This is a genomic window from Microbacterium sp. AC035, assembly GCF_979258485.1.
On the sequence record NZ_OZ409858.1, the window covers coordinates 3448303 to 3472046 of the forward strand.

General features: G+C 65.8%; 22 protein-coding genes, 3 tRNA genes and 1 pseudogene. 18 read left to right on the top strand and 8 right to left on the bottom strand.

Annotated features, from left to right (window positions below; translation table 11 throughout):
- Nucleotides 1–13 precede the first annotated feature (13 nt).
- The 9 genes from ACZ0AA_RS16595 (at nucleotide 14) to ACZ0AA_RS16635 (ending at nucleotide 7307) form a co-directional block, all read left to right on the top strand.
- Nucleotides 14–688, top strand: a complete 675-nt coding sequence (locus tag ACZ0AA_RS16595; protein ID WP_120227543.1) for an arsenate reductase/protein-tyrosine-phosphatase family protein — start codon at nucleotides 14–16, stop codon at nucleotides 686–688.
- Between the two features lie 22 nt (nucleotides 689–710).
- Nucleotides 711–1106, top strand: a complete 396-nt coding sequence (locus ACZ0AA_RS16600) for an arsenate-mycothiol transferase ArsC (protein ID WP_120227544.1) — start codon at nucleotides 711–713, stop codon at nucleotides 1104–1106.
- Nucleotides 1107–1179: 73 nt separating this feature from the next.
- Complete coding sequence (locus ACZ0AA_RS16605; RefSeq protein WP_120227545.1) at nucleotides 1180–2157, top strand: arsenic resistance protein; 978 nt, start codon at nucleotides 1180–1182, stop codon at nucleotides 2155–2157.
- 209 nt (nucleotides 2158–2366) lie between these two features.
- Nucleotides 2367–2648 (top strand): metal-sensitive transcriptional regulator, encoded by a 282-nt coding sequence (locus ACZ0AA_RS16610; protein ID WP_056313732.1) that lies wholly within the window; start codon nucleotides 2367–2369, stop codon nucleotides 2646–2648.
- A 31-nt stretch (nucleotides 2649–2679) separates the two neighbouring features.
- Nucleotides 2680–3009, top strand: coding sequence for a heavy-metal-associated domain-containing protein (locus tag ACZ0AA_RS16615; protein WP_056313443.1), 330 nt, complete (start codon nucleotides 2680–2682; stop codon nucleotides 3007–3009).
- A gap of 55 nt (nucleotides 3010–3064) precedes the next feature.
- Nucleotides 3065–5185, top strand: a complete 2121-nt coding sequence (locus tag ACZ0AA_RS16620; RefSeq protein ID WP_120227546.1) for a heavy metal translocating P-type ATPase — start codon at nucleotides 3065–3067, stop codon at nucleotides 5183–5185.
- A gap of 51 nt (nucleotides 5186–5236) precedes the next feature.
- The gene (locus tag ACZ0AA_RS16625; RefSeq protein ID WP_463513856.1) at nucleotides 5237–5698 is read left to right on the top strand and encodes a DUF6153 family protein; all 462 of its coding nucleotides are present in this window, start codon (nucleotides 5237–5239) and stop codon (nucleotides 5696–5698) included.
- Between the two features lie 82 nt (nucleotides 5699–5780).
- Nucleotides 5781–6380 (top strand): DUF305 domain-containing protein, encoded by a 600-nt coding sequence (locus ACZ0AA_RS16630; protein ID WP_463513857.1) that lies wholly within the window; start codon nucleotides 5781–5783, stop codon nucleotides 6378–6380.
- 60 nt (nucleotides 6381–6440) lie between these two features.
- Nucleotides 6441–7307: a WD40/YVTN/BNR-like repeat-containing protein gene (locus tag ACZ0AA_RS16635; RefSeq protein WP_275093363.1), complete on the top strand. Its 867-nt coding sequence runs from the start codon at nucleotides 6441–6443 to the stop codon at nucleotides 7305–7307.
- A 485-nt stretch (nucleotides 7308–7792) separates the two neighbouring features.
- Here ACZ0AA_RS16635 and ACZ0AA_RS16640 read toward each other — a convergent pair whose 3' ends face one another.
- Nucleotides 7793–8734: a GlxA family transcriptional regulator gene (locus ACZ0AA_RS16640; protein ID WP_463513607.1), complete on the bottom strand. Its 942-nt coding sequence runs from the start codon at nucleotides 8732–8734 to the stop codon at nucleotides 7793–7795.
- Nucleotides 8735–8841: 107 nt separating this feature from the next.
- On the opposite strand from ACZ0AA_RS16640, the gene ACZ0AA_RS16645 reads away from it, so the two are divergent.
- Nucleotides 8842–9153 carry a putative quinol monooxygenase gene (locus tag ACZ0AA_RS16645; RefSeq protein WP_463513608.1) on the top strand — a complete coding sequence of 104 codons (312 nt, stop codon included), beginning with the start codon at nucleotides 8842–8844 and terminating at the stop codon, nucleotides 9151–9153.
- A gap of 107 nt (nucleotides 9154–9260) precedes the next feature.
- Nucleotides 9261–10585: pseudogene (locus ACZ0AA_RS16650) on the top strand (ISL3-like element ISPfr2 family transposase).
- 412 nt (nucleotides 10586–10997) lie between these two features.
- On the opposite strand, the gene ACZ0AA_RS16655 reads toward ACZ0AA_RS16650, so the two are convergent.
- Complete coding sequence (locus ACZ0AA_RS16655) at nucleotides 10998–13046, bottom strand: hypothetical protein (protein WP_463513609.1); 2049 nt, start codon at nucleotides 13044–13046, stop codon at nucleotides 10998–11000.
- A 387-nt stretch (nucleotides 13047–13433) separates the two neighbouring features.
- Between ACZ0AA_RS16655 and ACZ0AA_RS16660 the strand changes: the two genes are divergently transcribed.
- Nucleotides 13434–14600: a tyrosine-type recombinase/integrase gene (locus tag ACZ0AA_RS16660; RefSeq protein ID WP_463513610.1), complete on the top strand. Its 1167-nt coding sequence runs from the start codon at nucleotides 13434–13436 to the stop codon at nucleotides 14598–14600.
- 18 nt (nucleotides 14601–14618) lie between these two features.
- Here ACZ0AA_RS16660 and ACZ0AA_RS16665 read toward each other — a convergent pair.
- From ACZ0AA_RS16665 to ACZ0AA_RS16675, 3 genes are all read right to left on the bottom strand, one after another.
- Nucleotides 14619–14691: transfer RNA gene (locus ACZ0AA_RS16665), tRNA-Phe, on the bottom strand.
- A 70-nt stretch (nucleotides 14692–14761) separates the two neighbouring features.
- A tRNA-Asp gene (locus tag ACZ0AA_RS16670) sits at nucleotides 14762–14835 on the bottom strand.
- A 29-nt stretch (nucleotides 14836–14864) separates the two neighbouring features.
- A tRNA-Glu gene (locus tag ACZ0AA_RS16675) sits at nucleotides 14865–14937 on the bottom strand.
- A 210-nt stretch (nucleotides 14938–15147) separates the two neighbouring features.
- Here ACZ0AA_RS16675 and ACZ0AA_RS16680 point away from each other — a divergent pair.
- Nucleotides 15148–16512 (top strand): M23 family metallopeptidase, encoded by a 1365-nt coding sequence (locus tag ACZ0AA_RS16680; protein ID WP_463513611.1) that lies wholly within the window; start codon nucleotides 15148–15150, stop codon nucleotides 16510–16512.
- Nucleotides 16513–16585: 73 nt separating this feature from the next.
- Here ACZ0AA_RS16680 and ACZ0AA_RS16685 read toward each other — a convergent pair whose 3' ends face one another.
- Together ACZ0AA_RS16685 and ACZ0AA_RS16690 are read right to left on the bottom strand one after the other, a co-directional pair.
- Complete coding sequence (locus ACZ0AA_RS16685; protein WP_053098719.1) at nucleotides 16586–17077, bottom strand: inorganic diphosphatase; 492 nt, start codon at nucleotides 17075–17077, stop codon at nucleotides 16586–16588.
- A 52-nt stretch (nucleotides 17078–17129) separates the two neighbouring features.
- Entirely contained in the window at nucleotides 17130–17801 is a 672-nt protein-coding gene (locus tag ACZ0AA_RS16690) for a TMEM175 family protein (protein WP_463513612.1), read from the bottom strand.
- Between the two features lie 77 nt (nucleotides 17802–17878).
- Between ACZ0AA_RS16690 and tilS the strand changes: the two genes are divergently transcribed.
- Entirely contained in the window at nucleotides 17879–18865 is a 987-nt protein-coding gene (gene tilS / locus ACZ0AA_RS16695) for a tRNA lysidine(34) synthetase TilS (protein WP_463513613.1), read from the top strand.
- 110 nt (nucleotides 18866–18975) lie between these two features.
- Here tilS and ACZ0AA_RS16700 read toward each other — a convergent pair whose 3' ends face one another.
- A complete protein-coding gene (locus ACZ0AA_RS16700) occupies nucleotides 18976–19566 on the bottom strand; it encodes a DUF937 domain-containing protein (RefSeq protein ID WP_463513614.1) in 591 nt (196 codons plus the stop codon).
- 139 nt (nucleotides 19567–19705) lie between these two features.
- Here ACZ0AA_RS16700 and hpt point away from each other — a divergent pair, with 139 nt between their 5' ends.
- The 4 genes from hpt (at nucleotide 19706) to folP (ending at nucleotide 23744) form a co-directional block, all read left to right on the top strand.
- Nucleotides 19706–20257 (top strand): hypoxanthine phosphoribosyltransferase, encoded by a 552-nt coding sequence (gene hpt / locus ACZ0AA_RS16705; protein ID WP_400862350.1) that lies wholly within the window; start codon nucleotides 19706–19708, stop codon nucleotides 20255–20257.
- Nucleotides 20258–20337: 80 nt separating this feature from the next.
- Nucleotides 20338–22338, top strand: a complete 2001-nt coding sequence (gene ftsH, locus ACZ0AA_RS16710; protein WP_463513615.1) for an ATP-dependent zinc metalloprotease FtsH — start codon at nucleotides 20338–20340, stop codon at nucleotides 22336–22338.
- Between the two features lie 3 nt (nucleotides 22339–22341).
- A complete protein-coding gene (gene folE, locus ACZ0AA_RS16715) occupies nucleotides 22342–22947 on the top strand; it encodes a GTP cyclohydrolase I (protein ID WP_400862346.1) in 606 nt (201 codons plus the stop codon).
- Complete coding sequence (folP, locus tag ACZ0AA_RS16720; protein ID WP_463513616.1) at nucleotides 22944–23744, top strand: dihydropteroate synthase; 801 nt, start codon at nucleotides 22944–22946, stop codon at nucleotides 23742–23744. The genes folE and folP overlap by 4 nt, the downstream gene beginning before the upstream one ends.

The following is a 23744-nucleotide window of genomic DNA, read 5'->3' on the forward strand; positions in this document are numbered from 1 at the left end:
CAAGATTGAGACAATGAACACTGAACGAACTGACCAGGTGGAGGTGCGCGCCGCGAAGCACGCTGCGCTGAGCGACCCATCTCGCCTGCGGATCGTCGATCGTCTCACGCTGGGCGACCTCTCGCCCACCGAAATCGGAATGGCGTTGGGCCTTCCCTCCAACCTCGTCACCCATCATCTGAACGTGCTGGAGTCGGTGGGGATGGTCTCGCGGTCCCGCTCGGAGGCCGATAGACGGCGCAGCTACGTTCACCTCTCAGATAACGCACTCCGCGGGCTCACACCCGGCCGGGTCGAGCGCGCAGATCGCGTCGTGTTCGTTTGTACGGCGAACTCCGCCCGGTCGCAGCTCGCCGCGGCGTTGTGGTCGACCCGCAGCAGTATCCCCGCGACGTCGGGAGGAACGCACCCGACGGGGCGGATAGATCCGGGCGCAGTCGCCGCTGCCGATCGCCACACTCTCGCGCTGCACGATGAGGCACCCCGCGCTCTGACTTCGGTCCTGACCGATTCAGATTTCGTGGTGACGGTGTGCGACAGCGCCCACGAAGAACTCGGCGCCATCGGACACCTGCACTGGTCGATCCCCGACCCCGTTCGGATCGGCACCGATGACGCCTTCGACACCGCCTACGACGAGCTGGAGCGCCGCATCGCGGAACTCGCACCCCGGCTCGCCGCCAGCTGAAACCCAACCTGAAAGAGCCCCCGTGACTGACACCACTCCGACCGTCCTTTTCATCTGCCAGCACAACGCCGGCCGGTCGCAGCTCGGCGCGGCTCTCCTAGAGCACCTGGCCGGGGACCGGTTTCGGGCCACGTCTGCGGGCCTCTCCCCCGCCGACGAAGTGAACCCGGCCGTGGCCGACACTGTCGCAGAACTCGGAATGAACATCACCGATCGCGTACCGCGCGCCGTCACAGTCGAAGACCTGGACGCCGCCGACCTCATCGTCCTTATGAAGCCCGGACTCACCCTGCCTTCCACCCCTCGCGGAAAGGTTCTGGAGTGGTCGTTCCCCAACCCCGAGTCCTGGGACGCCGAAGCAGTGCGCCCGCTACGGGAAGCGGTGGCCGAGAAGATTCGTACGACGATTCTCACCTGAGTTTCCCTTGTCACGAACCCGGCCCTGGCGTGGGTGATTCGTGCGGGACCGGGTGAGTCGACATGCTGGGAACGTGAGCAACCTCGTCGCCTGGTGGGAACGTCATCAGATCGCCCTCTATCTCGCAGCGATCGCTGCGGGCGTCGTGCTGGGCTTGTTGACACCAGGAGCCGCGCACCCTCTCGAGCTCGCGATCAACCCCGTTCTCGGGCTGTTGCTGTACGCGACATTCCTCGGTGTCCCTTTCTCGATGATCGGACGCGCCTTCCGCGATATGCGGTTCCTGTCCGTGGTGCTGGTCGTGAACTTCGTGATCGCCCCCGTCATCGTGTTCTGCCTGTCTCGGTTCGTCGCTCACGACCAGGCGCTGCTGGTGGGTGTGCTGTTCGTCTTGCTGACGCCCTGCATCGACTATGTGATCGTCTTCACGGGGCTCGCCGGAGGGGCGAAGGAACGGCTACTTGCGGCCGCGCCGATCCTCATGCTGGGACAGATGCTGCTCCTGCCGGCATACCTCTGGCTGTTCGTCGGCCCTGAACTCGTCGCCGCGGTCGACCTCGCGCCCTTCGTCGACGCTTTCCTCCTGCTCATCGTGCTCCCGCTCATGGCGGCCGGCCTCACCCAGTACGTCGCCTCCCGCACGCGCTGGGGCCGCACTCTCCGAGACACCGCTCTAGCCGCCATGGTGCCGCTGATGATGCTCACGCTCGCCGTCGTCGTCGCTTCCCAGGTCTACGGCGTCAGCCGGCAACTTCCTGCACTGCTCGCCACAGTTCCGATCTATGCCGCCTTCGCGGCGGTCATGATCCCGGTAGGGATATTCGCGGGGCGTGCGGCACGACTCGATGTCTCCAGCACTCGCGCCGTCGTATTCTCCGGCGCGACCCGCAACTCCCTAGTGGTTCTCCCGCTCGCCCTCGCGCTCCCCACATCGTTCGCCCTTGCCCCTCTCGCCGTCGTGACGCAAACACTCGTCGAGCTCGTCGCCATGGTGATCTTTGTCCGCCTGATCCCCCGGCTCGTGGGTGACCGTCGTCTCGCAACCGATTGAGGCACCGCCGAAAACCCCTGCCGTAAGGGACTTCTGGAGAGCGTTATCGGCAGCTGCTCACGGCCACAGAACGGTCTCACGCCGAAAACGATCGTTTTCGGTGGGCGCACTAAGTTCTCGTCAGGCTCGCGCCGCTACAAGGACCGAGTCACGCGGGAATGCGCGCAACCAACCTTGAGTTAGATACCCCCAGGGGGTATCTTCTAACCATGAACGGGTACAGCGACGGCAAGGCAGATCTCGCTAAGCGGTTGAGTCGCGTCGAAGGTCAGGTGCGAGGAATCGCACGGATGGTCGAGGAAGACAAGTACTGCATCGACATCCTCACGCAGGTATCTGCAGCGACGAGAGCGCTCGAAACGGTGGCGTTGTCGCTGCTGAGCGATCATCTAAGTCATTGCGTTGCCGAGGCCAGCGCAGAGGGCGGCGAGGTCGCCGCAGAGAAGGTCCGCGAGGCTAACGAAGCCATTGCCCGCCTGGTCCGTTCATGACCGCCACATCTGTCTACTGAAGGAGCACACGATGACTGATCGCATTGAACTCGGCCTAAAGGACGCGAACGCAGGCTGCGCGTGCTGCGCCGTCCCATCGAACACCGAGGCGTCCGCACCTGCTGCGGCCTCATCCTCATCCTCCGAAGAGGTTTTGGTTGCGGGGATGACGTGCTCGCATTGCGTATCGAGCGTCAGTAAGGAACTGGCGGCTGTGGACGGTGTCGAGTCCGTCGACGTCGACCTGAACGCCGGCGGCACCTCCCGCGTGACTATCCACAGCGCAGCACCGGTCGATCCTGCTGCTGTGAGGGCTGCGGTCGAAGAGGCCGGGTATACCCTCGCGACCAGCCAGGCCTGAGTCGCTAACCGTCTGCACCCGGGCTCAACCGGGCGCATCTGAGCAAGGAGTTCCGATGAGCCAGCATGACGAACACAGCCATCACGCCGCACACGAGAACCACGGCGCGGCGCCGACAACGGAGCATGACCACGCGGCGATGAGCCACGATCACGACGCTTCGCCAGAACATGGCGGCCATGGTGGGCACGGCGGACATGGTGGGCACGGTGATCATGTGGGCCAGTTCCGGCGGTTGTTCTGGATCATGCTGGTCCTTGCGGTTCCGGTCGTCGGGTTTTCGATGATGTTCTCGATGCTGCTCGGATACCCGCTGCCGGACGCTGCGTGGGTCGGCTGGATCTCCCCGGTTCTCGGAACGGTCATGTATGTGTGGGGCGGGGCGCCGTTCCTCACCGGTGCGGTGAGCGAACTCCGGGCCCGCAAGCCCGGCATGATGCTGCTGATCGCCCTCGCGATCACGGTCGCGTTCCTCGCATCATGGGGCGCGAGCCTGGGCCTGCTGCACCACGAACTGGACTTCTGGTGGGAGCTGGCCCTGCTGATCGTGATCATGCTGCTCGGTCACTGGATCGAGATGCGTTCCCTCGCGCAGACGACCTCAGCGTTGGATTCCTTGGCTGCGTTGCTGCCTGACGAGGCGGAAAAGATCGAGGGCGATACAACCGTCACGGTTGCCCCGTCTGATCTGCTGGTGGGTGACGTGGTGGTGGTGCGCCCGGGCGGGCGGGTCCCCGCAGACGGGCGGATCGTGCAGGGCTCGGCCAGCATGGACGAGTCGATGATCACCGGCGAGTCACGGCCCGTGCGCCGCAGCGACGGCGACCAGGTCATCGCCGGCACCGTCGCGACCGATTCTGGTGTGCGGGTGGAGATCACCGCGATCGGCGAGGACACCGCTCTCGCGGGCATCCAGAAGCTGGTGACCGAGGCGCAGAACTCGTCGTCTCGGGCGCAACGGCTCGCGGATAAGGCGGCGGGATGGTTGTTCTGGTTTGCGCTCGGCGCTGCCGCGATCACCGCGATCGTCTGGACGGTCGTCGGTCTGCCCGACGCGGCGGTGATCCGCACGATCACCGTGCTGGTGATCGCGTGCCCGCACGCTCTAGGCCTGGCGATCCCGCTCGTTGTGTCGATCGCGACGGAGCGGGCGGCTCGTGGGGGTGTGCTGATCAAAGACCGCCTTGCGCTGGAAAGCATGCGCACCGTCGACACCGTCTTGTTCGACAAGACCGGGACGCTCACCAAGGGCACCCCCGCCGTCACCGCGATCGACCCCGTGTCCGGCACCGATTCCGAGCAGCTGCTGGCCTGGGCCGCGGCTGCGGAAGCCGACTCCGAGCACCCCCTCGCTCGCGCAATCGTCAACGCAGCGAAGGAGAATAACCTCACGGCCCCTGCCTCGTCCGACTTCGAGTCCTCGCCAGCGGTTGGGGTCCGTGCGCGTGTCGACGGGCACATCGTGCAGGTCGGTGGGCCGTACATGCTCGAGCAGGAGCACGCCCAGGAGCTGGCTGTTGCCGACGAGTGGCGTGAGGAGGGTGCGATCATCCTCCACGTACTCGTCGACGGTCAGGTCGCGGGCGCGCTGCGCTTGGCAGATGAGATCCGCTCGGAGTCGCGTCACGCCGTCGAGGCCCTCCACGAGCGGGGTGTACAGGTGGTCATGATCACCGGTGACGCCGACGCGGTGGCCGCCTCCGTGGCGGGCGAGCTCGGCATCGACCGGTACTTCGCCGGGGTGCGACCGGAGGACAAAGCCTCGAAGGTGAAAGAACTGCAGGGCGAGGGCCGCAAGGTCGCAATGGTCGGAGACGGTGTGAACGACGCCCCCGCGCTCGCGCAAGCGGATGTCGGTATCGCCATCGGCGCGGGCACGGATGTCGCGATCGCCTCCGCGGGGGTCATCCTCGCCAGCGACGACCCCCGGTCGGTGCTGTCGGTGATCGAACTGTCACGGGCCAGCTACCGGAAGATGAAGCAGAACCTCTGGTGGGCCGCCGGCTACAACCTGCTCTCCGTCCCGCTCGCGGCCGGCGTGCTCGCCCCCATCGGATTCGTTCTCCCGATGTCCGTGGGGGCAGTGCTGATGTCCCTGTCGACCATCGTCGTCGCGCTCAACGCGCAGCTGCTGCGCCGGCTGGATCTCCGCCCGGACGCAGTAGCGGGCAAGTAGCAAGAAACAGTCAGGGTGACGGACGTAGGCTGAGGAGAACGGGAGGTGAGTATGTCGCTGATCAACGTCGCACAACAGGTGCGTGGACCGCGCACGCTCACCCATACCGTCGTGGCCGTCCTCGCGGTCGCCGTGGGCGTCATCGCCGGTCTGCTGGCGATGCACTCCTTCAACTCGCACGCTACAGCTGCCGGCCACCACGACACCGTCGCAGTCAGCACTCAATCCGGAGCGGCCGACCAGCACCACGACACGTCCGAAGCCGCCGCCGTGCCGGACTCACCGACGGCGGATGCGGGATGCGCGACGTGCGGGGGCGGGGATCCGATGACGTGGATGGCGTGCGTTCTCGCGCTCCTAGTCGCCACGATCCTGCTCGGGCGGATCGGGCTCGGCTGGCGGCACGCGACACTGATCGCAATACTTACGGCCGCGACCATGCGCTGGCCCGCCCGTGCCCACGCCCTTCCGCCACCCCCCTCTCTCACGGTTCTCTGCATCAGTCGCACGTGATAACGCGCTAGCCCGCTCTGCGGGCACGCACCCCTGGCACCGGCAGCAGCCGGGCCTCATCACCGACCCTTGGAGAACACTCATGAAGATTCGACCCGCGGCGATCGCCGCACTCACCCTCACTGCCCTTCTTGCCCTCACGGGCTGCGCCGGAAACACCGGTTCCGGCAACGGCATGGAAGGTATGGACCACGGCGGCAGCTCGTCCGCACCCGCCGAAACAGCGGACGCGAACGACGCCGACATCATGTTCGCCAGCATGATGAAGGAGCACCACGCACAGGCCATCGAGATGTCCGATGTCCTTCTCAGCAAAGACGGCGTCGATGAGCGCGTCGTCGCCCTCGCGGAAGAGATCAAGGTCGCTCAGGAGCCGGAGATCCAGACAATGGACCAGTGGCTCGAAGACTGGGGCGCGGATATGGACAGCATGGAGGGCATGGATCACGGCAGCGGCATGATGTCCGAAGAAGACATGCAGGCCCTCGAAGATGCCACCGGTCCCGATACTGGCCGTCTGTTCCTCGAGCAGATGATCCAGCACCACGAGGGCGCTGTCGACATGGCGCAGGACGAAGTCGACAACGGTCAAAACAGCGACGCCATCGCACTCGCTGAGACGATCATCGACACGCAAACCGACGAGATCGCCACCATGAAGGAGATCCTCGCAACTCTGTGATCCCCGGGGTGGGGTGCGGGGCTCCCGCACCCCACCTCGTGATCTGTTGCGCACACCATCATGCGAACCCTCAAGAAGCTCACGTTGCCCACTTTTCGACAGCGACACCGAGCGGCACTCACGCTCTCCACAACGATCGCGGCCAGCATTGTGCTGGCCGGCTGCACGGCACCCGCCGAGCCCACCACCGGGCACGACCACGCCGCGTCCATCAGCCACGTCCACGCGATCGTGCCTAACCCCTCCGAGGACGGATACCTCCTGGGTGCCCATGACGGGATCTACACGGCCACACCGGATGGGGAGGTCGGCTCGCGTATCGAGACGACCGACTTCGACGCAATGGGCCTCATCACTGTTGGTGATGCTCTCCTCGCGTCCGGGCATCCCGGACCGACCACGGCCCCAGAACTCGGCTCCCCCAACCTCGGAATCATCCGGAGCGACGACAGCGCCAGATCTTGGACGCCTGTCTCATTCACCGACGAGAAAGACTTCCACGTGCTTGCCGTCGGGAAGAACGACACCCTCTACGGGATCGCCTCGGACTCTGCGGAGCTCCTCCGCACTGACGACCTCGGTGAGACCTGGTCGGCGGTCGGAGAAATTCTGGCGTTCAGCCTCGTCATCGACAGTGAAGGGCAACTGATCGCCGCCACCCCAGACGGGGTGCAAATCAGCACTGATGAGGGCACCACTTTTACACCTCTGAACGAGGCGCCTGCGCTCTATCTACTCGCCGTGTCACCTGACGGCAAACGGCTTGTCGGTGTCGGTCGCGGCGGACAGATCTGGGCCAGCACAGGATCCAAAGCCGAGTGGGTTCCAGCCGGCGTCACTCATGGCTCCGCGCAAGCGCTCGCGACCACGAACGACGGTGACATCTTGGTCTTCGATGACAGCGGCCTGGCGGCAATAGCCAAGTAAACGAGAGGACGATATCTCCAGCGAAAGACGCTCACCTGTCCCGCTACACGCCGAAACTGTCTGCCGATACGAGGTTTCGGCGAACCATAGCGGCTCTTCCCAGATGAAGGTGTAGGTCGGCCGGGCGCGTCGGTCCGCAGATAGACGTCGAGGTCTCCCGACGATGGAGGTTCCTACGCCATCCATCCGAAAGACCTCGACGTGCCCGACGCTACCCCGCCGGCCGGCTTCGGCCGCCCTGACCTAACCGCCTTCGCGGCTCATCCCAATCGGCTCTGCTCGGGTCTGCTGACCCTCTCGACGAGAACGCAGCGACATCACAGCCACCCAACCCCGACCGTCCGGGAAGCCGGGGCACGTCACATGGGCTGTGCTGCGGGCGTGTCGAGTGGGTAGTCCAGGGGCGACGCAGGAGCGTCGACGCGACGTGCTGAGAGGTGGTTCCAACCGAGCGCTAGGACACAAGCTACAGGCATGGCGATAGGTCAGGAACGGCGTCGCTCCCTGCGCAGGAGGGAGCGCAGAGTCTCGGCGTTTGCGTAGCCGACCCGTAGCGCGATCTCGGCGGAGGTGAGGTCCGTGGTTGCTGAGAGGTGTCGAGCTCGTTCGGTGCGAAGCCGTTGGACGAAGCCGAGCGGAGTGAGGTTGAGCGCCGCACGGACTCGTCGTTCGAGGGTGCGCCGGCTGGTGCCGAGCGACTGCGCGACGAAGGCGACGTTGAACGGTTCGTCCAGGCGGGCGCGCACGAAGCGTTCGAACTCGACGACGATCGGGTCCTCGTGCCGGAGATGTTCGTAGGCGACGAAAGCCGCCTGCGACGGGCGCTCGTCGATGATGAGGAGCTTGGCGACATGTTGGGCCAGGTCGGGGCTGATCGATCGCACGAGTGAGAGCGCGAGGTCGATGTGGGCGAAGGCGGCGCCGGCGGTGACGAGGTTCCCGTCGACCACGACCATGGTGTCGAGATCGAGGGCGACGGTCGGATAGCGCTTCCGGAACTCCGGCCCCAGGAACCAGCTGGTCGTCGCCCGCCGATGATGCATCCGTCCTGTCTCGGCGACGGCGAACACGCCGGTGCACGCCGCGGCGATCCGGGTGGTCGCGTCGTCGAGGCGCCCGAGTGAGGCGATGACCGAACGAGCATCTCGACTCTGGAGGGCGTCGTGGGTCGCGGCGGCCGTGAGGGTTCCAAGCGCAGGGACGACGACCACGTCGAACTCTCCGGACTCCGGCAGCGGGTGGTCCACCGACAGGGTCATCGATGCCGTCGTGGTCACTCGCCGTTTCGGTCCGAGGATGGCGAGTTCGATCGGGTCGATCCGCGGGTCGACATCGCCGCGGGCTCCCTCGGCCACCCGTACGATGTCGATGATCGACGCGATAGCCGAACCGAAGCAGCCGTCGATCGCGATCAGTCCGATGCGCATGACGTAAACAATAGCAATACTGCCGTATACGCCACTCCCCACCGGCCCTCGCTCGTCATACGCTGAACTCGTCCCACGAAGAACCCCGACGTCAAGGAGAGTCCCTCATGTCCACACCCGCATCACTTCCGTATGCCTTCGTCGCCAAGATCGTCGCGGCCGATGGCCAGCACGACGCGGTCGCCGATCTGCTCGCCGGCGCTGTCGCACTCGCCAACGAAGAAGTAGGAACGATTGTCTGGTTCGCGGTCAGGACCCACGCCGACACCTTCTGGATCTTCGATGCATTCCCCGATGAAGCCGCTCGCGACGCCCACGCCAACGGCGCCATCGTCGCAGCCCTGATGGCCAACCAGCACCTCCTCCGCGCAGCACCCGAGATCCTGGCGGCCGACGTCCTCGCGTCCAAGCTCCCGTAGTCCGCCAACGCACGAGACGATCGCGCCCCGCCGAGTCGGTCCGCAGATAGACGTCGAGGTCTCCCGACGATGGAGGTTCCTACGCCATCCATCGGAAAGACCTCGACGTGCCCGACGCTACCCCGCCGCCCGGCTTCGGCCGCCCTGACCTGACCGCCTTCGCTCGACTCGACGGCCTCGGTCTGAGCGTGATCGGGCAACGACTTGAACCGGATCGTGCGGTCCTCGCGTGCCGCGTGGTGGAACCAGATCAGTGGTGCCGACGGTGCGGCAGCGAAGGCGCCGCTCGTGACACCGTGATCCGGCGGTTGGCCCACGAGCCGCTGGGCTGGCGACCGACCGTGCTGGAAGTTGTAGTGCGCCGCTACCGCTGTGCAGACTGCGGACACGTGTGGCGCCAAGACACCAGCGCCGCGGCGGAGCCACGCGCGAAGCTCTCGCGCACCGGGCTGCGGTGGGCGCTGGAAGGGATCGTGGTCGCACACCTCACCGTCGCCCGTGTCGCCGAGGGACTCGGGGTCGCGTGGGACACCGCCAACAACGCGGTCCTGGCCGAAGGCAAGCGGCTGCTAATCAACGACCCACGCGGTTCGAGGGCGTGAAGGCGATTGGCGTCGATGAGCACGTCTGGCGCCACACCAGGCGTGGCGACAAGTACGTCACCGTGATCATCGACCTCACCCCGGTCCGCGATGGCGCCGGCCCAGCAAGGCTGCTGGACATGGTCGAGGGCCGGTCGAAGGCGGCGTTCAAGACCTGGCTCGCCGACCGCGACGACGCCTTCCGTGACGCGGTCGAGGTGGTCGCGATGGACGGCTTCACCGGGTTCAAGACCGCCGCTGCGGAGGAGATCCCGGACGCGGTCACGGTGATGGATCCCTTCCACGTCGTGCGCGTGGCCGGTGACGCCCTCGACAGGTGCCGGCGCCGGGTCCAACTCGCGATCCACGGGCACCGTGGGTTCAGGGACGATCCGCTCTACAAGTCGCGGCGCACGCTGCACACCGGCTCGGACCTGCTCACCGACAAGCAGAGCGACAGGCTACGCGCGCTGTTCGTTGATGACGCTCACGTCGAGGTCGAGGCGACCTGGGGTGTCTACCAGCGGATGATCGCCGCCTATCGCCACGAGGACCGGCAACGTGGCCGCGAGCTCATGGAGAAGCTGATCACCGACCTCAGCGCCGGCGTCCCCAAGGTGCTCACCGAGCTCGCCACCCTGGGCCGGACCCTGAAGAAGCGAGCCACCGACGTGCTCGCCTACTTCGAACGACCCGGCACCAGCAACGGGCCGACCGAGGCACTCAACGGACGGCTCGAACACCTGCGCGGCTCCGCACTCGGGTTCCGCAACCTGACCAACTACATCGCCCGAAGCCTGCTCGAGACCGGCGGCTTCAGACCCCAACTCCTACACCCCCGATTGGGATGAGCCACCATAGCGGCACGCCTCAAGCGCCGACTAACTGCTGCTGCCGCAAACGATCGTTTCCGGCAGGCGATTGGCGTAAGAGTTACTCTCCGCGGCCCTGATGACGTGTCGCCTGTTCTTATTCTCCATGGCGGGGAGTTGCCGGGTGGATGTGGGACTCCCTGCGAGAACGGCGGGCTTGAATCGAAGGACACGGTTCTTGTTCCCGACCGACCCGGACACGGTCGTTCAGCTCATGAGCCGTGTATCTCTCACTCGCAGCTGGCCTGCGACGGGTGGCGGCATCGACCTGAATCTGGGAGACATCTCTACTCTCCTTCGATGCCCGCCTGTGGCCGAGATCGCCGCCGAGGCTTCGACCAGAGCTCTAGAGTTAGGCACGCAAGGCACCCGGGTGGTTCGTCATGACTACCTACCGGCTTAGCGCATCGATCGTGGTAGTCGGGTCGTATCCCGCGTTCACAAGCAACCGTCGTTCTCCGCGCCGCGCTAGTCGAGCCTCGAGTCGAGAAAGAAGGTCGTCCATGCGTGGCATAAATGGAATCGCGAAGCTGGCGATACCGACGATGCCGACCAAGACTGCGGGTAAACCCGTTGACGGATCCTTGCTGGTCAAGAGGACGCACCCCGCCACCACGGCCAACACCAGAGCGACGCCCCGGACACTCCACGCGACGCCACGAACCCTCCGATGCGCGATCAGCCGAGCAAGACTTTCAATGCGCTTCCTCTTTTGTATTTCCGCCTCTTCGACCGCAAGCAACCGTGCCTGTAGATCGTCCGATTCCACTGTCTTTGCCGCGGCGGCTTTTTCAGCAAGCTCACGAGCGTCAACCTGTTTCAGCCAGTCCACAGTCGCATGGGTTGCGACGGCGTCGGATTCGGCAAGTTTCGATTCCAACTCCTCAACCTCGGTCAACAGGGGGTCTGATATCGCGCCGCGGACTCTCTCAAGAACTGCGATAGGCAACTCCGCGACGACCGCATCAGTCTCGCCAAGCGACTCAGCCATGAGGGCGTCGCGGCCGACACGAGTCGATCGCAAAATGACTGCGTCGTCTGTGCTGACCCGGCCGCTCTTCTCAAGTGACTCGACCTCCGCCACATACTTCGCCCACAGCGTTGGAGAGGGTTGCATGCCGACATACGCGCTTGCAAGGACCATTTCGCGGGGCACATCAGGTGCCAACACTGGACTGCGAGCCCAAAGCAAACTGGCGACGGCTTCGGCAGTCGCTGCGAGCGGGAACGAACTTTCATCGCGGAAGTCCACCGCCCCGCGCACCAGATTGATGTTCGATGTCATCATGATCGCACCGCAACGATCGAGGGCCTTGGTGCGCACACCCCGCCGGAGCCGATGCACTGCGGACAGCGAACGCACGTCATTGACCCGCGCCGCGTCTTGGAGATAATGCACACGACTGTGGATCTTCTCGTCCAGCTTCTGCTCGTCAAGGCCGTACTTGCCATAGTCATCTGGACGATCCACGACTGATATACCGGCTTCTGATAGCCGATCGGTGAGGTGCTCGCGGATCACCGCGAGGTCCGCTGGTGATGCGGCGGTCTCCGCGAAGTGGAGGTAGCCCATCGACGTGGCTCGCGAGAGTCCTCCCCGCCGAAGATGTCCCTCGATAGCTTCGAGAATCCCGTCCATCTCCGATACCGAGTGGTCAAACATGACAACTCGGGCACCCTGCACTCGCGCCATATCAAGGACGTGCATCATCGCCGAGCTAGGCATCGGGCCGTGATAGCCGAGCGCATCCATGACTACTGGAGTATCGAGCACGATCGTGAGTTCGCTCAAGGAGTCGTTCATGCCGGAGGTATCGAGGTCCAGCACAGATGCCAGCATCGCGCCTTTTGCAGCCTCCACAACGTACGCGAAGCGGGCTTGATCGCGTACAGCCAGATGCGCGACAAACGCGGCGACGACATACTGAATCCCAGACTTCGTTGGATCACTGATGGATGCGTTCCCCAGACTCTGACTCAGAACAGGAACTGCCTGCCGATCAAAGAACTCGGCGAGGTTGGCTGCTAGATCTCCTGTCGTGAGCTCGTCATGTTCAGGAAACTGCGATCCGATGAATGACGCAAATTCGTGGACAAGCTCCGTCTGTCTGCGTCGGTACTCGACCAACGCGGTTGTAAGGTCCGGAAGCCCCTGCTCACCCTTAGCAGTGAGACTCACCGAGTCAGTGCCGACAGGCTCAGTCAGGCCTTCTCGCGTGGTGCGCCTCAAGAGCCGCGGTACCACCAGCGCTGGAATGTCTACTCCGAAGACTTCGCGAATAGAACTAGCGATCGTGTGACGCTCCACGATCGCGTTCGGTGCAGTCGAGATCGCGGAGAGCACGAATGGCGCGAAGTTATCCAGATAGTTCGGCGCCTGGCTGTTGTAATTCGCCCGCAAAATCGCGTAACCAATCAGCGCACTACCCGGCGTCACCATCGAGGCTCCCGTCTGGCCGAAGCAGGAAAGCCTGGTCCCCGCCAACCATATCGGTGTGCGGAAACACGCTCGGAAACCGGTCAGAACGATCGAGAACCAGTCATCCGCTAGAAGCACCGTTCTCATGAAGGACGGGGCAAGGAGCATCAACAAGACGCGCCACCCCAATAGTCCAACTGAAGCTCGTGCTGTGAAAGGAGAACCTGCCGCGCGATGGTCCCCGTCGCTTGCCCTCGGTGGTGTGGCGTCCGTAGCCGCGCTGTAGCGGACGCCGGTCGAGATCCTCGCGCGGAATCTCGCTGGTGTGGCGGGTAGCGGCTGTAGCGGTGAATTGTTATGGGCAAGCGAGTGTCTGCGGTCTATGGTCCGATTGACGGGGAGGTCGTTATGGGGTCTGTTGAGTCGTACGAGACAGCGCGGGGTCGGCGATATCGGGTGAGGTATCGGCGTCCTGACCGGACGCAGACGACGAAGCGTGGCTTCAGCACGAAGCGCGAGGCGGACAACTACCTCGCAACGGTCGAGGTGTCGAAGATGCGCGGGGAGTGGCTCGATCCGTCCCGCTCGAAGGTGAGTGTCGCCGACGTCGCCGTGGAGTGGATCGCCGGCCAAGTGCAGATCAAGCCAAGCACGCTCTCGGGGTATAGGTACACGCTCGATCGCCATATCCTGCCAACGTGGGGGAGCCGGCGGCTCGTCGAGATCGGCCACGGCGAGGTACAGGCGTGGATCACGACTCTGACGGAGGGCCTGGCTCCGTCGACTGTGCGCCAGATCTACTTCGTTCTCGCGGCCCTCATGAAGTACTCCGTGAGGGATGGTCGGATAAATCGCGACCCCACCGATGGCGTGCAGATGCCGCGGAAGCGCGCGACCGATCGTGGGTACCTTTCCCATGAACAGGTGGCGTCTCTCGCACGGGAGTGCGATGGACACGCGGATCTCATTGCCTTCCTCGCCTACACCGGGCTCCGGTGGGGAGAGATGGCCGCGCTAAAGGTCTCGTCGATCGACTTTTCCCGTAGGCGCGTCGACGTGAAGGAAGCTCTAACTGACGTGCGCGGAACACTGGTGCGCGGAACACCGAAGACGCACGAGCGCCGATCTGTGCCCTTCCCTGCGTTCCTGGAGCCTCCGCTGCGCGCCAGAGCGGCAGGAAAGCAACCCCAGGAGTCTCTCTTCGTCTCTAGTCGAGGTCTGGAGATGCGCAACGGCAACTTCCGCAAGCGGGTGTTCCTCCCGGCGCTCAGGCGTCTCCAGGAGCATGATGCGGGCTTTCCTACAGTGACAGTGCATGATCTGCGCCACACGGCCGCGTCACTCGCGATCTCCGCGGGGGCGAACGTCAAGGCTGTGCAGCGGATGCTCGGTCACGCATCGGCCGCGATGACCTTGGATGTGTATGCAGACCTGTTCGACGACGATCTTGACCACGTGGCTGGTCGTCTCGATGAGGCAGCGAGTGAAGGTGTGGCCAAAATGTGGTCAAGTCCTTCACCCGGGCAAAGCAAAACCCCCGCCATGTTAGAAGCTAGGCGGGGGTTTCTAGGGTGATTGTAACGATCATCCGTGTGGCTCCGACGGGCGTCGATCCCGTGACCTCACGATTTTCAGTCGTGCGCTCTACCAACTGAGCTACAGAGCCATGCGACTGGCGAAACCTGCCGCATCTAGACGAAAGGCCTTTCTCGAAGAGAAAGGCCCGTCGCTTAGAGCGACCCTGACGGGACTTGAACCCGCGACCTCCGCCGTGACAGGGCGGCACGCTAACCAACTGCGCTACAGGGCCATACTTGTTTTCAATTGTACCGGAAGGAGTGACCCCAACGGGATTCGAACCCGTGCTACCGCCGTGAAAGGGCGGCGTCCTAGGCCGCTAAACGATGGGGCCGAAGTCTGTCCCGGAGGACTTCCTTGCCGACGCTCAAGCATAAGGGAAGATCTGAGCAAAACGCGAATCGAGGGCGAGCCTGCTGTCCCCCGGGCGTGTTCAGGAGGACGATGGGCACGAATCACTGTGCCGTCTCGTGCTGTCCGCGCCTGGTGCGGATGTGAAAGAAGTTGTTAGTGTGGCATTTGTGAAACCGGCGGAAGGGGCCGCGTGAACGACAAGGACTCGACGACGGACGCTGCTGCTGCGGCATCCGACGACTGCGGCTGCGCGCCGACGCCCGCGGAGAGCCGTGCGTTCTGGAAGGGCCGTTCCGTCACCCGTCGCAACGCGCTCACCCTCGGCGCTCTCAGCGTCGTCGCGCTCAGCGCTTTCGGCGTCTCCTCCGGCGTGACCGCTGCGTACGCGGCGACGTATCCCAGTTGGGATGACGTGCAGAACGCCATGAACAACGAGTCCGCGAAAGCGGGAGAGGTCACGCGCATCGAGGGGCTCATCCAGTCGCTCAAGCAGCGGGTGGCCGACGCGCAGGCTAAAGCCGTCCTCGCCGGCGAGGAGTACAACGCCGCTCAGCTGGCGTACTTCGACGCCATCGCGGTCGCCGACGAGCTTCAGTCCAAGGCGGACGAGCAGGCGCTCGTCGCCGATGACGCGACGAAGAAGGCCGCTCAGCTCGCCGCGCAGCTGTATCGCAACGGAGGCGACGACACCGCCCTCGAACTGTTCTTCGCCGGCTCGGCAGACAACGCCGACCAGCTGCTCTCTCGTCTCGGCACGATGGACAAGGTCTATCAGTACAACCAGACCGTGCACGACAACGCTGTCGCCGCACGCAACTCTGCACAGGCGCTGACCGACCAGGCCGTCGTCGCCCGCACCGAGCGTGACCGCCTGCAGCAGGTCGCCGAGCAGAAGATGATCGAGGCCCAGGCCGCAGCCGATGCCGCTCAGGCGGCACTCGACGAGCAGTCGGCCAACCTCGCGACGATGCAGGCGCAGCTCGCCGCCCTGAAGGACGCCACCGCGACGACCGTGGCCGGCTACCAGGAAGGCGTGCGCGTCGCGGAGGAGGAGCGCAAGCGCCGCGAAGCGGCCGAGGCTGCTGCTGCTGCCGCAGGCAATGGCGGTGGAGGCGGAGGCGGTGGCGTCGGAGGATCACCCGGGTCGGGTGGCTGGGTGCGACCGCACGGCGGCTACCGGAGCGCCGGATTCGGCTCTCGACCCAAGCCCTGTGCTGCCTGCTCGGGCTACCACTACGGCGTCGACCTCGCGAACGGCTGCGGTGCGGCGATCTACGCGGCGCAGTCCGGCACCGTCGACTACGCCGGCCCTCGTGGCAACTACGGCAACTACATCCGCATCCAGCACGGTGGCGGAGTCGCTTCCGGCTATGCGCACATCAGGGACGGCGGGTTCGCGGTCCGCAGCGGTGCATGGGTGAACTCCGGTCAGGTCATCGCATACGCAGGCAACACCGGAGCATCCGTCGGCTGCCACCTGCATTTCGAGGTGTACATCAACGGCGCGTACACCAACCCGATCACCTTCCTCGCAGATCGCGGCGTCTCTGTCTGACACCCGCATCGGCAACGAAGAAGACCCCCGGATCCGCACAGCGGCCGGGGGTCTTCTTCGTCGATGTGAGGGGTCAGTGACCCTGCTCGCCGAAACGGACGATCGCCTCGTCGAGGATGCGCTGCGCCTCTGCGGCGTCGCCCCACGCGTCGACCTTGACCCACTTGTTGGGCTCGAGGTCCTTGTAGTGCTCGAAGAAGTGCTCGATCTCCTTCTTGGTGTACTCGGCCACATCGCCGATGTCCTGGATGTGCGCCCAGCGAGGGTCCTTCGACAGCACGGCGACGAGCTTGTCGTCTCCGCCGGCCTCGTCGCTCATCTTGAGCACCGCGACCGGGCGCACCTCGACGACGACGCCGGGGTAGATGGCGTGGTCGAGAAGCACGAGCACGTCGAGCGGGTCGCCGTCCTCGCCGAGGGTGTTGTCGAAGTAGCCGTAGTCGGCGGGGTACCCGAAGGTCGTGTAGAGCACGCGGTCGAGGTGCACTCGTCCGGTCTCGTGGTCGACCTCGTACTTCACGCGGCTGCCGCGCGGGATCTCGATGACGGCGTCGTGTGCGCCCATGCGTGTGCTCCTCAGGAAAAGTTCGGTTGGATGCCGCCGACCAGCCTACCTTTCAGTGATCGGAGCCATCGCGCGCATCGTTCAGGCCACGCCCTCGCCGGCCTCGGGTGGTGGAGTGATCCAGCAGGCGTTCGAGAGGGCTGGACAGGATGACGAGCAGCAGGGCCGCATAGCCGATCGGGTGCACCCACGCCGCGATCGGGAGAGCGATCAGGAACAGGACGATCGCCGCGACGTCTCCGAGGACACCACGCCGCAGCACATCGGAGGGGAGGTCGGTGAGAGCAGGATGCCGTCGGAGGTAGACCTTCGCGGCGAGTGTCGTCACCTGGGTGAGGATCAACGTCCCGATGTAGACCGCCGTCTGCAGGGGGTCCTCATCCATCTGGCCGAGCATGGCGGTCGGCACAGGGAGCCACACGATCGTGACCATCCACGCGATGTTGATCCACAGCAGTCCACCCGTCATACCCTTCACCCCGGCGTACAGCCGATGATGCTCGAGCCAGAACGACGCGATCAGAACGAAGCTCAGGGCGAAGCTCAGGAGCTGTCCGTGGTGCTCCTCGAGGAATTCAGCCGTGCTCAGGTCGGCGGCACCTGCGTCCGACACGGATTCGAGCAACGGCAGGATGAGAAGAGTCATCGCGATCGCGACGACCGCGTCGACGAAGGTCGTGAACCGTTCGGTGCTGTACTGCTGCCCGCCCAATCGATCTGCCACGGCGCCAGGTTAGGGCCATCACCCGCTCAGGCGCGACCCTTGCGCGACGATCTCAGCTCGTGATCTACCGTGGGACTGTGCCCTCGCTCTCACCCGCCATCGCCGAGATCCGCCTCGCCGTGCGCACTGCGCTCGCCGATCTGCCCGAGGGATCGGTCGTCATCGTCGCTCTCTCCGGAGGAGCGGATTCACTCGCGCTCGCCGCGGCGACCGCGTTCGAAGCGCCCAAGCTCGGGCTCCGGGTGGGGAGTCTGACGGTCGACCACGGTCTTCAGAGCGGTTCGGATGCCGTGGCCGCTCGAGCGGCGCGGACGGCGACGGCCCTCGGACTCGACGCTCTCATCGTCCGGGTCGAGGTGGGGGAGGAGGGGGGCCCAGAGGCCGCCGCACGAGACGCCAGGTATCGGGTGCTGAAGGATGCGGCTGCGGATGCCGGTGCCTCAGCCGTGCTGCTCGGCCACACACTCGACGACCAGGCCGAGACGGTGCTGCTCGGCCTCGCCCGCGGATCCGGGGCGGCGAGTCTGCAGGGCATGGCCCCCGTGCGCGAAGACGATGACGGGCTGCGCTGGGTGCGGCCGCTGCTCGGAGCGCGGAGGGAGACGACGCGTGCATTCTGCGCGGCATCCGACCTCGAGGTCTGGGACGACCCGCACAACTCCGAAGAGCGCTTCGCTCGCGTGCGGGTGCGAGACCGGGTGCTTCCCGTGCTCGAAGCCGAGCTCGGCCCGGGCATCGCCGAGGCTCTGGCGCGCACCGCCGAGCAGCTGCGTGAGGATGCCGAGGCGTTCGACGAGATGATCCACGAGACGATCGAGGACATCGTCGAGCATGCCGAGGCCGGCATCTCGGTGAGCGTCGCGGCTCTCGCCGCCAACCCGGCGGCTCTGCGCAACCGGATCATCCGACTCGTGGTCGACAGCGAGTTCGGCGTGAGCCTGACGCGCCTGCAGACGCTCGAGGTCGCGCGGCTCGCCACCGACTGGTCGGGTCAGGGCCCCATCGACCTGCCTTCGTGCTCGGCGGCCCGACGGGGCGGACGCATCGTCTTCACCGCGCGCTGAACGACCGGCATCCCGCACCCGCAGCATCCGCTCGCAGAGACGAGAGAACCCCTGCGGTCCCCATCCTCGGAAGGGGATCGCAGGGGCTCGCGGCGAGCAGGCCGGCGGTGCTACTTCTTGCCGCCGAGCAGACCGCCGAGGATGTCGCCGATGCCGCCGCCGCCCGAGGACTTGCCTCCACCGAGCAGGCCGCCGAGCAGGTCGCCGATTCCGCCGCCGCCCGACGAGCTGCCGCCCCCGAGCAGGCCTCCGATCACATCGCCGATGCCGCCGCCACCGGACTGCGCCTCTGCAGTCCCGGGCTTCGCGGTCTTGTCTTTGGTGGCGTTGGCGATCAGACCCATCACGATCGGAGCGAGGATCGGGAGGAGCTTGCCGAAGTCGATGCCGGCGGTCTCCTTCGACTCGGTGAGCTTCTGGGTGACCTTCTGCTCGTCGTCGCCGAGGATGTGCGAGACGATCTTGCCGCCGTCCGCCACGTCGATGTCGTCGACCTTCGCGGCCCCGGTCTTGCCCTGGTGGCCCTTGAGCGCGTTCTCGATCGCCGCGGAGCCCTCGGTGGTGGACGCGTTCTTGGCGAGCCCGCCGAGCAGCACGGCACCGCCCTGTTCGACCGCCTCTCTGGCGACGCTGGGGGAGACTCCGAGTTTCGCGGCGATGTCGTCGATCGGGACCTGCGTGAGGATGTCGTCGAGAGCCATGGGTGAATCCTTCCGTCTGCGGGCCTACGCCCGTTCAAGCGCCAGAGTAGTGCGGATGCCGGACGCGCATCCAGAATTCTGGTCGACGATCTGCGGATCCTGTGCGGGAGCATGGGGACGCGTCACCTAAAATCGATCCATGCGCGCCGCGGAGATCCAGGACGACCTTGCTCAGATCCTCGTCACAGAGGAGGAGATCATCGCCAAGCTCGATGAGCTCGCGGCCCAGGTGGCGGCCGACTACGAGGGCAAGGAGATCATCCTCGTCGGCGTGCTCAAGGGCGCGGTCATGGTCATGGCCGATTTCGCCCGTGCTCTGCCCTTCCACGCCCCGATGGACTGGATGGCGGTGTCGAGCTACGGAGCGAGCACCAAGTCGAGCGGCGTCGTGCAGATCCGCAAGGACCTCGACACCGACCTGAACGGCAAGCACGTGCTGATCGTCGAGGACATCATCGACTCGGGGCTCACCCTCAGCTGGCTGCTCGAGAACTTCGAGTCGCGCGGGGCGGAGTCGATCGAGGTGCTCGCGCTGCTGCGCAAGCCGGAGGCCGCGAAGGTCGTCATCGACTGCAAGTACGTCGGCTTCGACATCCCCACCGACTTCGTCGTCGGCTACGGCCTCGACTACGACGAGCGCTACCGCAACCTGCGCGATGTCGCGGTGCTCGCTCCGCACGTCTACAGCTGATCGGGGGCTCGGGCCCGTCGCTACGCCGTGGGTGAACGCACAGCGGCCACCTAGGGCACGCGCGATACGCTGATCCGACCATGGATGTCAAGAAGCTCACTCGGAATCCGCTGATCTACGTCGCTCTGATCGGTCTGCTGCTGTTCGGCGGCTTCCTGCTGATCTCGAACCTCGGCGCGCCCAAGCAGATCACGACCCAGGAGGGGCTGAAGCTCCTCGCCGGCGAGTCCGTGACCGAGGTCGTGAACACCGACGGAGACCAGCGCGTCGACATGACCCTGTCGAAGGCGTTCGAGGGCTCGGAGAACGTGCAGTTCTACTACGTCGACGCCCGCGCCGAAGAGGTGGTCACGGCGATCAACGACGCCGACCCGAAGGACGGCTTCAACGACGCCGTGCCTCGCGCGACCTGGTTCGACGGCATCCTCTCCCTTCTTCTCCCCCTCGTACTGCTCGGCCTGCTGTTCTGGTGGCTGCTCTCGTCGATGCAGGGTGGCGGCAGCAAGGTCATGCAGTTCGGCAAGTCCAAGGCGAAGCTCGTCAACAAGGAGACCCCGACGGTCACCTTCGCCGACGTCGCCGGCGCCGACGAGGCCATCGAGGAGCTCCACGAGATCAAGGAGTTCCTGCAGGACCCGGCCAAGTTCCAGGCCATCGGCGCCCGCATCCCGAAGGGCGTGCTGCTGTACGGCCCTCCAGGAACCGGAAAGACGCTGCTCGCCCGTGCGGTCGCCGGCGAGGCGGGAGCCCCGTTCTACTCGATCTCGGGTTCCGACTTCGTCGAGATGTTCGTCGGCGTCGGTGCCTCGCGCGTGCGTGACCTGTTCAACCAGGCCAAGGAGAACGCGCCCGCGATCATCTTCATCGACGAGATCGACGCAGTCGGTCGCCACCGCGGTGCCGGCATGGGCGGCGGAAACGACGAGCGCGAGCAGACGCTCAACCAGATGCTCGTCGAGATGGACGGCTTCGACCCGAACGCGAACGTCATCGTCATCGCGGCGACCAACCGCCCCGACATCCTCGACCCCGCACTGCTGCGTCCCGGCCGCTTCGACCGCCAGATCGGCGTCGACGCCCCCGACCTGCGTGGGCGCCAGAAGATCCTCGAGGTGCACGCCAAGGGCAAGCCGCTGGCCAAGAGCGTCGACCTCGAGGTCGTCGCCCGCAAGACTCCCGGCTTCACCGGAGCGGATCTCGCGAACGTCCTGAACGAGGCCGCTCTGCTGACCGCACGCTCGAACGCGCAGCTGGTCGACAACCGTGCTCTCGACGAGGCCATCGACCGTGTGATCGCAGGCCCCCAGCGCCGTACCCGTGTGATGAGGGACAAGGAGAAGCTCATCACCGCGTACCACGAGGGCGGTCACGCTCTCGCAGCGGCGGCGATGAACTACACCGACCCCGTCACGAAGATCACGATCCTTCCCCGAGGCAAGGCTCTCGGCTACACGATGGTGCTGCCGCTCGACGACAAGTACTCCATCACCCGCAACGAGCTGCAGGACCAGCTGACCTACGCCATGGGCGGCCGCGTCGCTGAGGAGATCGTGTTCCACGACCCGACCACCGGCGCCTCGAACGACATCGAGAAGGCGACGTCGATCGCTCGCAAGATGGTGCTCGAGTACGGCATGACCACGCAGGTCGGACCGGTCAAGCTCGGCAGCGAGGGTGGCGAGCCCTTCGCCGGTCGCGACATGGGCAGGGGACGCGAGTACTCCGAGAGGGTCGCCGAGCGGGTGGACGCGGAGGTGCGCGCGCTCATCGAGCAGGCTCACAACGAGGCGTACGAGGTCATCAGCGCCAACCGTGACATCCTCGATCGCCTCGCCCTGTCGCTGCTCGAGGAGGAGACCCTCGATCACAACCAGATCGCCGAGATCTTCACCGAGGTCAAGAAGCTCCCCGAGCGTCCGCTGTGGCTCTCGAGCGAGGACCGCCCCGTGTCGGAGCGGCCTCCGATCGAGGTGCCGAAGAAGGACGTGTCGCTGGTCGCGTCGGTCGAGGCGCCCATGTCGGCTCCGCGCACGCAGCCCGGATCGGCGGGAGCCGGCCAGGCTCGACCCGCGACGGCCTGACCTGTGTCTGTCGACCGCGCGCGTGTCGAACGGCTCACCAGGGAACTGCTCGAGGCGATCGGCGAAGACCCCGATCGTCCGGGGCTGAAGCAGACGCCGACGCGCATGGGCGACCTCTATGCGGAGTTCTTCGCGGGCGTCGGCGAGGATGCAGCGGCGCCTCTTGCGCACACGATCAGCGTCTCCCGAGGCCCCGCCCCCGACACGCTTCCGTCGGGGGCCGTGCTGTTGAGGGACATCCGCTTCCGTTCGGTGTGCGAGCACCACCTGCTGCCGTTCGCGGGTCGCGCGCACATCGCGTACCTGCCGGGTGAGCAGGTCGTCGGACTCGGCGCGCTCGTGCGCGTCGTCGAGATCCTCGCCGGTCGCCCCCAGGTGCAGGAACGCCTCGGAGAGCAGATCGCAGACACGATCGCCGAGCACCTCGACACCCGTGGTGTGCTCGTGGTCCTCGATGCGAGCCACGGCTGCGTGACCATGCGCGGTGGACGGCAGCCGGAGGCATCGACGCTCACGATCGCCGCTCGTGGCGAGTACACCGAGCCGATCGCCCGCGCCGAACTCATCGCCCTGATCGGGTCGTCGGGCCCCGGGGCGGCGCACGGATGACCGGCATCTGGGGCATCGTCAACGTCACGCCCGACTCGTTCAGCGACGGCGGTCGGTATCTCGACGTGGATCGGGCCGTCGAGCACGGGCTGCGGCTGCGGGCGGAGGGCGCCACCGTGCTCGACGTCGGCGGCGAGTCGACGAGGCCGGGAGCCGAGCGAGTGGGCGCCGAGGTCGAGCAGGCGCGCGTCCTCCCCGTCATCGAGCGCCTCGTCGCTGAGGGTGCGCCCGTGAGCGTCGACACCATCAACTCCTCGACCGCCGCAGCAGCCGTGCGAGCAGGGGCGCGGATCGTGAACGACGTCTCCGGCGGGCTGGCCGACCCCGACATGCTCGCAGCGGTCGCGGAGTCCGGCGCCGACTATGCGATCGGCCACTGGCGCGGCTTCTCCTCCGACATGTACGCGCATGCCGAATACCGCCGTGCCGCCCGCGAGGTCGCGGGGGAGCTGCACGAGCGCATGGGCGCGGCCGCGGCATCCGGCATCGCGCCGTCGCGCCTGATCCTCGATCCGGGGATCGGATTCTCGAAGAAGGGCGATCAGAACTGGGGTGTGCTGCGCGGACTCGACGAGATCGTCGCCCTGGGGCCCCGGGTGCTCATCGGAACCTCTCGCAAGCGGTTCCTCGCGGAGACCCTCGGCGCAGACCCGGCGGCGGTCTCCGAAGCCCGACGCGACCTCGCCACGGCCGTCACGAGCGCGCTCGCCGCTCGCGCCGGGGTCTGGGCAGTCAGGGTGCACGATGTCGGCGCCACTCGCGATGCTCTGGCCGTCGTGCACGCCTGGGAGGGATAG